11 protein-coding genes are annotated in these 8,669 nt (G+C 65.4%); 7 read left to right on the top strand and 4 right to left on the bottom strand.

Translation table 11 applies throughout. From position 1 onward, the window contains the following. The first annotated feature begins 354 nt into the window (after positions 1–354). From KBZ07_RS12115 to KBZ07_RS12105, 3 genes are all read left to right on the top strand, one after another. Positions 355–882: an NADPH-dependent FMN reductase gene (locus KBZ07_RS12115; RefSeq protein ID WP_254931853.1), complete on the top strand. Its 528-nt coding sequence runs from the start codon at positions 355–357 to the stop codon at positions 880–882. After that, complete coding sequence (locus tag KBZ07_RS12110; protein WP_254931852.1) at positions 879–1,583, top strand: pirin-like bicupin family protein; 705 nt, start codon at positions 879–881, stop codon at positions 1,581–1,583. Before KBZ07_RS12115 ends, KBZ07_RS12110 begins: the two co-directional genes overlap by 4 nt. A gap of 216 nt (positions 1,584–1,799) precedes the next feature. Then, complete coding sequence (locus KBZ07_RS12105) at positions 1,800–2,708, top strand: cation diffusion facilitator family transporter (RefSeq protein ID WP_254931851.1); 909 nt, start codon at positions 1,800–1,802, stop codon at positions 2,706–2,708. 67 nt (positions 2,709–2,775) lie between these two features. On the opposite strand, the gene KBZ07_RS12100 is transcribed toward KBZ07_RS12105, so the two are convergent. From KBZ07_RS12100 to KBZ07_RS12085, 4 genes are read right to left on the bottom strand one after another with little or no spacing between them, the layout of a single operon-like run. Further along, positions 2,776–3,381 (bottom strand): potassium channel family protein, encoded by a 606-nt coding sequence (locus KBZ07_RS12100; RefSeq protein WP_254931850.1) that lies wholly within the window; start codon positions 3,379–3,381, stop codon positions 2,776–2,778. Continuing rightward, positions 3,381–4,508 (bottom strand): FUSC family protein, encoded by a 1,128-nt coding sequence (locus tag KBZ07_RS12095; protein WP_254931849.1) that lies wholly within the window; start codon positions 4,506–4,508, stop codon positions 3,381–3,383. The genes KBZ07_RS12100 and KBZ07_RS12095 overlap by 1 nt, the downstream gene beginning before the upstream one ends. Next, positions 4,509–4,685 (bottom strand): hypothetical protein, encoded by a 177-nt coding sequence (locus tag KBZ07_RS12090; protein ID WP_254931848.1) that lies wholly within the window; start codon positions 4,683–4,685, stop codon positions 4,509–4,511. It lies immediately after the preceding gene. After that, complete coding sequence (locus tag KBZ07_RS12085) at positions 4,682–5,863, bottom strand: HlyD family efflux transporter periplasmic adaptor subunit (protein WP_254931847.1); 1,182 nt, start codon at positions 5,861–5,863, stop codon at positions 4,682–4,684. The genes KBZ07_RS12090 and KBZ07_RS12085 overlap by 4 nt, the downstream gene beginning before the upstream one ends. Before the next feature lie 66 nt (positions 5,864–5,929). Here KBZ07_RS12085 and KBZ07_RS12080 point away from each other — a divergent pair, with 66 nt between their 5' ends. From KBZ07_RS12080 to KBZ07_RS12065, 4 genes are all read left to right on the top strand, one after another. Beyond that, positions 5,930–7,345 (top strand): TolC family protein, encoded by a 1,416-nt coding sequence (locus KBZ07_RS12080; protein WP_254931846.1) that lies wholly within the window; start codon positions 5,930–5,932, stop codon positions 7,343–7,345. A gap of 220 nt (positions 7,346–7,565) precedes the next feature. Next, on the top strand, positions 7,566–8,057 hold the full coding sequence (locus KBZ07_RS12075) for a thermonuclease family protein (protein WP_254931845.1): 492 nt from the start codon (positions 7,566–7,568) through the stop codon (positions 8,055–8,057). Positions 8,058–8,069: 12 nt separating this feature from the next. After that, positions 8,070–8,165, top strand: a complete 96-nt coding sequence (locus KBZ07_RS12070) for an excalibur calcium-binding domain-containing protein (protein WP_254931854.1) — start codon at positions 8,070–8,072, stop codon at positions 8,163–8,165. Between the two features lie 156 nt (positions 8,166–8,321). Further along, positions 8,322–8,669 (top strand): AbrB family transcriptional regulator (locus tag KBZ07_RS12065; protein ID WP_254931844.1); only part of this gene is annotated, 348 nt, incomplete at its 3' end.

The raw sequence follows: 8,669 nt of genomic DNA, 5'->3' as shown, positions 1-8,669 counted from the left end.
GGGAGGGGCTGCACCGGCTGCTGAGCCAGGGCAGATGCGCTGGCCACGGTGAGTGCAAGCGGCAGCCAGAGCCAGGGCGGTTTCATCGACACTCCTGCGTGCAACTCAGGTTGCCCTGCCAGTGCGCTCAGCCGCAACTTCGTGCATCCAATGCATTGACCTGGCGGGCATGCATTGGCACGAGCGACTCAGTTGGACAGTCCTACTGACGCTCCGCATAACTTGCCGCCCACACGGCCGCAGCCATGCCCTCGGGCACGATCCGCTGGCGCCCCTCAATGCCCAGGATCTCGCCAGCTTCTTCAGCACCGACCACGCTGTCTATACCGATTAGCTCACCCTGGAGCCCCAGCCATGAGTACCTCAACCTCCACAGATGTGCTGGTGATCGCCGCTAGCAACGGCCATAACCTCCAGCTGGCCGAGCGCTTCGCAGCGGCCGCCGGCCAACAGGGCCACAGCGCTGCTGTGCTCGATCTCACCACAATCAACCTGCCGCTGTTCACCCCGCGAGCCCAGGTCAGCGGCCCACCGCCTGGCTTGGCGGGGTTGGAGGCCCAGCTGGCTGCGGCTCCGCGCTGGGTGATCTGCTCGCCGGAATACAACGGCTCGATTCCGCCGGTGCTCACCAGCGCCATCGCCTGGCTGTCGGTGCAGGGCAGCGACTTCCGGGCCCTGTTCAACTGCCGCCCTGTGGTGATCGCCACCCACTCCGCCGGCGCCGGCTATGGCGTGCTTACGGCCATGAGGCTGCAACTGGCCCATCTCGGTGCCCATGTGGTGGGCCGCCAGCTGTCGAGCAACAGCGACAATCCGGCCAAGGACGACTCCATCGCTGATCTGATCACGCACCTGCACCACATCCATATTTCCCAACCATGACCACCTCCTCAGGCCTGGTATTTCGCCCGGCCGCCGAGCGTTTCCACAGCCAGCTCGACTGGCTCGACAGCTGGCACAGCTTTTCCTTTTCCAGTCATTACGACCCAGCCTGGATGGGCTATGGGCCGCTGCGGGTGATCAACGACGACACGATCGCCGCCGGCACAGGCTTCGGCATGCACCCCCACCGCGACATGGAGATCCTGACCGTGATGGTGGAGGGCCAGCTCAACCATTGCGACTCGATGGGCCACGCCGAGGTGCTGCGCGCCGGCGAGGTGCAGCGCATGAGCGCAGGCACCGGTGTGGTGCACAGCGAAATCAACCAGGGCGATAAGCCATGCCGGCTGCTGCAGATCTGGATCGTGCCCAGTAGCACCGGCATCGCCCCGGACTACGAGCAGAAACCCTTCGCCATCGGTCCCGGCTGGACTCCCCTGCTGGATCCCGAGCAGGCCGATGGCGCCATGGCGATCCACCGGCCGGTGCGCCTCTGGCGGGCTCAGCCAGGTGCAGGCGAGACGCGCAGCCTGGCCATTGGCACAGGCCGCCAGGGCTGGATCCAGCTGATTGATGGGGCCGGGGAGGCCAATGGCCATCCCCTGCAGCAGGGTGATGGTCTGGGCTACGACGCCGGCAAGCTGGAGGGCTTCACTGCAGGGTCAGGTGGAGCAGACCTGCTGCTCTTTGAATTGTGTTGAACGTCATCTGGGGAGCTTTATGAGGGCTGGAGTGGCGACCTGGTGCGTCAGCGGGCCTGGGCGCCGGAGGTGGCCTTCCCTATTGCCTTGGCCTACTAGCGCTCGAGTAGGCAAAAGGCTGATCCAATCGGAAACCGCCTTCCGTCGCCGCCACGACAAGCAGTCTGGTCCGCCATCACCAACACTGGCTTAGCTGAGAGAGCACTTCCCGCGCCCATGGTCTTCGCGTCCCCCCGCCAATACATGCTGCTGTCGACGGCAGCAGCGGTCGCGACGATCGTGCTGAAAACGCTGGCCTGGCGCCTGACCGGGTCGGTGGGCCTGCTCTCCGATGCGATGGAGTCGGGCGTGAACCTGGTCGCAGCCCTTGGCGCGATCTGGGCGCTCACCCTCGCGGCCAAACCTGCCGATCGCAGCCACCCCTACGGCCACTTCAAGGCTGAATACTTCTCCAGCGGCCTCGAAAGTGTGCTGATCGTGGTGGCAGCTCTCGCCATCATGCACACCGCCATTGGCCGCCTGCAGCAACCCCAACCGCTGGAGCAGCTGGGCATCGGCCTGGTCATTTCCCTGCTGGCAACCGCGCTGAATGGTCTGGTGGCCTGGGTGCTGTTGAAAGCCTCGCGGCGCTTTGATTCGATCACCCTGCGCGCCGATGCCCACCATCTGCTCACCGACGTCTGGACCTCCCTCGGTGTGGTTCTGGGCATCGGCCTGGTGAAGCTCACCGGCCTGACGATTCTCGACCCCCTGATTGCGATCGCCGTAGCGCTGAACATCGTCGTCACTGGCTGGAAGCTGTTTCACGAAACCGCCTCCGGCCTGCTGGATCGCTCCCTATCCGATCCCGAGCAACAGGTTCTCGAAGATCTGCTGGCCAGCTGTGAAACAGACGAGATCCAATTCCATGCGCTGCGCACCCGCGTGGCTGGTTCCCGTCGCTTCGTGTCATTCCACGTGCTCGTGCCTGGTCACTGGAGCGTGCAGGCAGGCCACGACCTCTGCGATCAGTTGGAGCACAAGGTGGCGGCCACCTTGACCCGCACGCATGTGTTCACTCATCTCGAGCCGATCGAAGATCCGAAAGCCTGGGAAGATCAAGGCTTCCGCTGGGAGCAGGGCTAAGGCACCGCAAGCAAAGCTCTGAAGAACAGACCGCTGAGCACGTAGATCGTCATGCCGGTGGCTGCGCTTAATCCGGCGCACCACCTTGGGATCTAGACGGGCTGGGCAGGCGCCCCTCCACTTCCAGCCGCATCGTGATAATCCGCTGCACCACATACACCAGCTGGGCCGTGCTCCAGCCCGCCATCAACACCCCATTCACCGCCTCGGCAACGCTGAGCAGGCGCCAGCATGCCGGCAGGGTCATGTCGCCATAGCCAACCGTGGTGAAGGTGATGCCGGAGAAATAGAGGCTGCCCTCCAACCCCGAAAACAAGCCAAGCCCCTGATACAGCAGGGCCCAGAGCAGGATTTCCACCCACAGCGCTAGGGCGGTGAGCAGGGCCATGGCCAGAATCATCAACAGACGCCGCCGGCTGCGCGGCGCACACCAGGCGTCGAGCCGTTGCCGGTGGGTGCACTCCGCCTGGATCACCGTCACCAGCGTGTGAATCAGGGAGGTGAGGATCAGCATGCCCACCGCGATGCCCAGCTGCGCCGGCAACCCCAGGCACATTCCAGGGGCCTGGGGTTGCCGGCCCTGGCCCCAAGCCGGTGCGGCCGCGGCCAGCACGCCCAGGCCAACTGCAGCCGCAAGCCGGCGATGGCGCTGCAGCAGCGGGATCCCGGCCATCAGGAAGCCTCCGCCCCCGTCAGCTCCGGCGTCAGGGGCTCAGCCAAGGGCACCCCGAGCAAACGCGCTTCCTCCCGCGCTGCCGGCAGCAGCCGTTGTAGCTGCTCGCTGCTGGCGGCCGGATCTGTCCTGAGTTGGTTGTAGCGACGCAGCGCACTGTTGGGAAACAGCAGCAGCCCCACGGCCAGAGCCAGACCACAGCCCATCAGGTAATCAATCCAGCGGTTAGGGATGTACCAAGCCACCAGCGGCCCGTAGCCCACAAACGCCACCCCGCTGGAGATCAACGCCGTGCGCAGATAACTCGCCTTGTTCAACGCCATCACCAAAGCGGCGGTGCCGCCCATCACCAGGCCGTTCTGCAGCGCTCCGATACCCAGGGTGTTGAACACCAACAACGGCATCAAGATGCCGAACGACACACCCACCATCCGGTCGCGTACCCGGCCGAGGGTGTCGCCGATGCTGTCGTTCAGCAGCAACACCACCCCGAAATAGAGATATTTGGGGGTGACCGCTCCCACCCCCTGGCCGATGGCCAAGGCCAGGCTGGCAAACACGAGCTTGCGCCAGAAGAACGGCGACCGCAGGCCTGCCATCACTCGCTCAGCCAAAGGCGGCTCGGACTGCTCCTCGGAGGGGCTCGCTGCTGAGCTTTCCGAGACGGGGATCACCGCAGGGGAGAAGGCCAGCTGCAACGCCGTGGAGATCGCCATGCCCAGGGCAATCGCCAGCAACTCCTGGCCCCAGCCACTCCAGCTGGGTGCGCTGCTCAGCAGCGGCAGCACACCCGCCACCGCCACAACGCCCGAGAGCATCCGCAATTTCCCCGGCAGCAACAGGGTGAACAGCTGCATCAACGCGGCCACCAGCCCGAACAGAAACACCTGAGGCACCACGCTCAGAGCCAGCGCCAGCACGACACCGACCGCCATGCAGACCCCCACCACGAACAGTAATACCGGATAAATCGCCAGGGGCCAGCGGCTGAAATCCGGTCGCACGATCAGGGCCGCGATCACAGCGCCGTAGGCGATCGCCTCACCGCTGAGGTTGAGGCCATCGCCTACGGCACTGGTCAGCCCAACCGCCAGAGCGATCACCAGGGCCCCGCGCAACTGCACCATTCAGGAGCGGGGGGAACGCAACGCCCTGGCCCAGCCCACTAGCAACACCACCAGCAGCAGCGCCACCCAGAACCACAGCCGCGGCGGCGAGCTGATGGCGGCGATCACCAGCAGCAGCAGCGCAATCCAGGGGGCAGGCTGACGCCAGGGTCTCAACCAACGCTCACGGTTATTCATCGCTCCGCACCCCCCAGCCAGCGCAGGAACGGCAACACAAAGCTCACCAGGGAGCGCCGCTCCACCTCCACCTTCGCCCGGGCAGGAGTGCCGTTCTCCAGCGGCAGATCGGGCCCCCGACCGCTACTCCAGCGGAGGCCACTGGGATTGTCGGCAGGCTCCAATTCCACAGTCACCAGTTGCACCGGCGAGCTGATCTTGTCAGCGGCGGTGGCCAGGGGGTCACCGCCCTCACCAAAGGCCGCCTGGCGGCTGCGGGCAATCAGGCTCATCGCCACCTCCGGATCCCCCACCACCCGGCTCACCTCCGCTAAATCGGCGGTGGCGGGCGAGATTGCCACAATTTTTCCCTCCAGCGATCCGTAGCGCTCAGCCGTGCCTCCATAGCGCTCGCGGGTCTGCAGCAGGGGATCCAGCTGGATCGACTCGCCGAGCCGCAGGCGCACCGCATCGGCATCGCTGAACAGCGCCGTGACCAGCCGCGGACGCCGGGCCTGCAGCGGCCCGGGGCCCAGGGTGCCCAGCCGCTGGCCCGGCAGCACCGCCTGTCCAGGGCTGACCGCCAGGCTCAACAGCAAGCCAGCGCGCGGTGCCAGCACCGCCTGGGCATCCTCCTGCCCCTCCAGTTCGGCCCGATTGGCATCGAGCTGGGCCAGCTGGCCCTCCAGGGCCTTGATCTGGCTCTGGTTGCGCAGGTAGAGGTCCTGGGCTCCCACCCACAGCGGGCTGTACCGGGGGATCACCTCATCGCGGCGCAGGGTTTCGAGCGCCTGCAACTGCTTCTGCACCGGCTGGTTGGTGGTGCGCAGGGTGGCGATCTGGGCCCGGATCGCCTGCTGCTGACGGTCGATGGCCTGCCCCTGCCGCACCAGGGCATCGGGGTTCGCACCCACCGCACCAGCTCCCGCAGCCGCCTGATCCACCCGATTCAAGGTGGCCAGCAGCTCGCCTTGACGCACGGCATCGCCAACCCGCCTGGGCAAGGCCTGCACCTGGCCTGCCGATCGGGCGTAAAACCCGACGCGGCTGTCGGGCTGCAGCAGCACGGCACTGCCCTCCACCTTCACGGCCACGCCCGGCGAGAGGGCCCAGGCTCCACTGATCGCCGTCACCAGAGCCATCGGCAGCAGGCTCAGCGCCCGGTCCATTGCTGCCATGCCGCCCTGCTGCGCTGCCACTGAGGAAGTGGCCTTACCGTACCCGTAATTCTTCCTGTTGCAGCTTTGCGTCGGCGATCCCGCTGGATGAGTGCGCTCGCAGCGGTGATCCTCGGCCTGGCGCCGGGCCAGGGGGTTCTGGCAGCCACCCCTCCCCTGGTGCTCAGCCGGGCGCAGGCTCTCGAGCTGGGCCTGGGCGGCTCCCTCAGCCTGCGCAGTCAGGAGCTGACGGTGGAGGAAAACCAGGCATTGGTTGGCCTGGCCCGCTCCCGGTTTCGACCCAAACTCGATCTGGTGGCCCTGGGCACCTTTGCCCAGGTGAAGACCGACGTCGGCTTCATCTCCAACCTGCCCACCATCGGCGATCTCAACCTCAATCTCGGTGCCGACAGTTCGGCCCTGATCAACAACACCTTTGTGAATCTGGGCCTGATCCTGACCATGCCCTTGGTGGATTTCGGTCGGGGGCCTCTGCAGCAGGCGGCCCAGGCCGATCTGCAGGCGGCCCGCGCCGCGCAAGCGGAGCAGCAGCGGCGGTCCCGCTTTGACATCCTCAGCCGCTATCTCGCCGCCCAGCTGAGCGCCGCCCAGATCCCGGTCTGGGAAAGCTCCCTGTCGGTTTCGCGGCGGGTGTTGAGCGACGTCAACGCGATCCGGCGTGTAGGCCTGGCTCCTCGCATTGACACCTTTCAGGCGGAAGCCCTGCTGCAGACCGACCTCCAGGGGCTGGCCGAGGCTCAGGCCCAGTACGACATCGCCCTGAGTGCGCTGGCCCGGGTGCTGAATCTTCCGGCCGAAACGCGCGTCGAAGCCGGCGATCCACTCCAGCCCGATCCAGCCTGGAGTCCCAGCCTGAGCGACAGCATCAACCAGGCCCTTGAGCAGCGCCCCGCCCTGGAAAGTCTGATCCAGCTGCAGCAGGCCCAACGCGCCAGAGTGCAGCTGGCCCGGGCCGGCCGGCTGCCCAGCGTGGGGTTACTGGTGGGTGGGGGCGTCAGCGGTAATTGGCTAGATATTCCAAACCAGAGCGCCACCCCCAACATCAGCGCCAGCAATGGTTCCAGCGTGACCTTGCCGTCCGTCAGCACTAGTAGCAGTGCCTCCGGCAGCTTCACCGACTGGGGCGCCGCCATCACCGTGCGCCAGCCCCTCTATGACGGCGGTCTTACACGCGAGTCGATCGCCCTGGCCCAGCGCCGCGCCGCCCAGACGGAGATCACCGTCCAGCAGGCCCAGCAAGCCATCATCCAAAGCGTGGAAACCTGGTTCGCCACCCACCGGGCAGCCGCGTCCCAAACCAGGGCCGCACGGGCGGCCATCACCGCCGGCGAGCGTTCGGTGCAGGATTCACTGCTCCGGTATCGAGCCGGCCTCTCCCCACTCACGGAACTGTTGATCGCCCAGCGCAACCTCCAGGTGGCCCGCTCCGCCGAGGCCAGCGCCATCTACCGCTGGAACCTCAGCCGAGCCGGGTTGGAACTAGAAACGGGTCTGGAGAGCTGATCCCGGCCTTGCTGCTTCGCAGAAGCCTGCGGCTAGGCATCGTCTTGCCCCTGGGCTCGCAGCAGGAGGGATCAGTGCTGGACGATCCAGGTGTGCTCATCGCTCCAGCTCAGGCCAGTGGCCGGAACTCCCACCGTGGAGGGAGCTGGTTCAGAGCTCCAGGCTGGCGCAGCGGCCATGCATAGGCCCAATGGAAAGGATGCCCGTGCAAACTCCAGCGATGGCAAGCAAGGTATTGCTGGTTGTGGCGGCGTTGACGGCTCTTGCCTGGCCGGCTGGTGTCTCTGGTCAGGGCGTTACGGCCATGGTGCTCTCCATTGGCGATGGCGACACCATCCGCGTCCGCCAGGCCAGCAAAGCCATGACAGTGAGGCTGGCCTGCATTGACGCCCCGGAAACGGCACAAGGCACGTATGGCCAGCAGGCCCGCAGCTACCTGCAGCAGCGGCTCCCTGTCGGCCGGGAGATCAGGCTCGAGGTCAAAACCACCGATCGCTATGGCCGCTCGGTAGCGGAGGTGATCGCAGAAATCAACATCAACCTGGCGATGGTGGAAGACGGCCAAGCCTTCGCCTACCGCCAGTACCTCAGTGGGTGTAATGCCCAGGAGTATCTGGACGCCGAATACCGTGCCAGCCGGCGCCGATATGGGGTCTGGCAGGTGGAGGGCGGCATCACCCGGCCCTGGGACTTCCGCCGCGGACGCCGCTAGCGCTGCAGCGAGATCAGCTCCTATGCCAAAGCCCAGGACCTGCTGCGCCAGGGGCACAGCTATCTCGATGGCAATGGCGATGGAGAAGCCTGCGAATCCCTGCGCTGACAATCACCTTTTGCAATATCGCGCACCTTTTGCAATATCGCGAAGCTGCGCTATTGGTTGCCTCTGGAACCAGTAGAAGCAAAGGCTTGGCTATTGATTTAGTGAATTGACACAGCACGTGGGTTTGTTATGTTCTGGGTACCACGCAAGTATCAAATGATTACCGGTTCAGAACTGCTCGCCAAGGTCAAGGAGCTGGGCGATGTCTCCAAGTCAGATCTCGTGCGTGAGTGCGGCTATGTGAGCACCAAGAAAGACGGCGGCGAGCGCCTCAACTTCACCGCGTTCTATGAGGCCCTGCTCGGTGCTAAGGGGGTAAGCCTTGGTGCCGATACCACCGGCCGTGGCAAGGGTGGCCGCAGCCTCAGCTTCGTGACCAAGATCCAGTTCAACGGCAATCTCATGGTGGGCAAGGCCTACACCGCCCTGCTCGACCTCAAGCCAGGCGATGAGTTCGAGATCAAGCTGGGTCGTAAGCAGATCAAGCTCATCCCTGTGGGCAGC

Source organism: Cyanobium sp. BA20m-14 (assembly GCF_024346295.1).
This window is presented reverse-complemented; position numbering and strand designations above follow the sequence as displayed.

Bases quoted from the DNA above. Each gene is read 5' to 3' on its own strand.
- KBZ07_RS12115 (WP_254931853.1), top strand. From the start codon at position 355: ATGAGTACCTCAACCTCCACAGATGTGCTGGTGATCGCCGCTAGCAAC.
- KBZ07_RS12110 (WP_254931852.1), top strand. From the start codon at position 879: ATGACCACCTCCTCAGGCCTGGTATTTCGCCCGGCCGCCGAGCGTTTC.
- KBZ07_RS12105 (WP_254931851.1), top strand. From the start codon at position 1,800: ATGGTCTTCGCGTCCCCCCGCCAATACATGCTGCTGTCGACGGCAGCA.
- KBZ07_RS12100 (WP_254931850.1), bottom strand. From the start codon at position 3,381: ATGGCCGGGATCCCGCTGCTGCAGCGCCATCGCCGGCTTGCGGCTGCA.
- KBZ07_RS12095 (WP_254931849.1), bottom strand. From the start codon at position 4,508: ATGGTGCAGTTGCGCGGGGCCCTGGTGATCGCTCTGGCGGTTGGGCTG.
- KBZ07_RS12090 (WP_254931848.1), bottom strand. From the start codon at position 4,685: ATGAATAACCGTGAGCGTTGGTTGAGACCCTGGCGTCAGCCTGCCCCC.
- KBZ07_RS12080 (WP_254931846.1), top strand. From the start codon at position 5,930: ATGAGTGCGCTCGCAGCGGTGATCCTCGGCCTGGCGCCGGGCCAGGGG.
- KBZ07_RS12075 (WP_254931845.1), top strand. From the start codon at position 7,566: ATGGCAAGCAAGGTATTGCTGGTTGTGGCGGCGTTGACGGCTCTTGCC.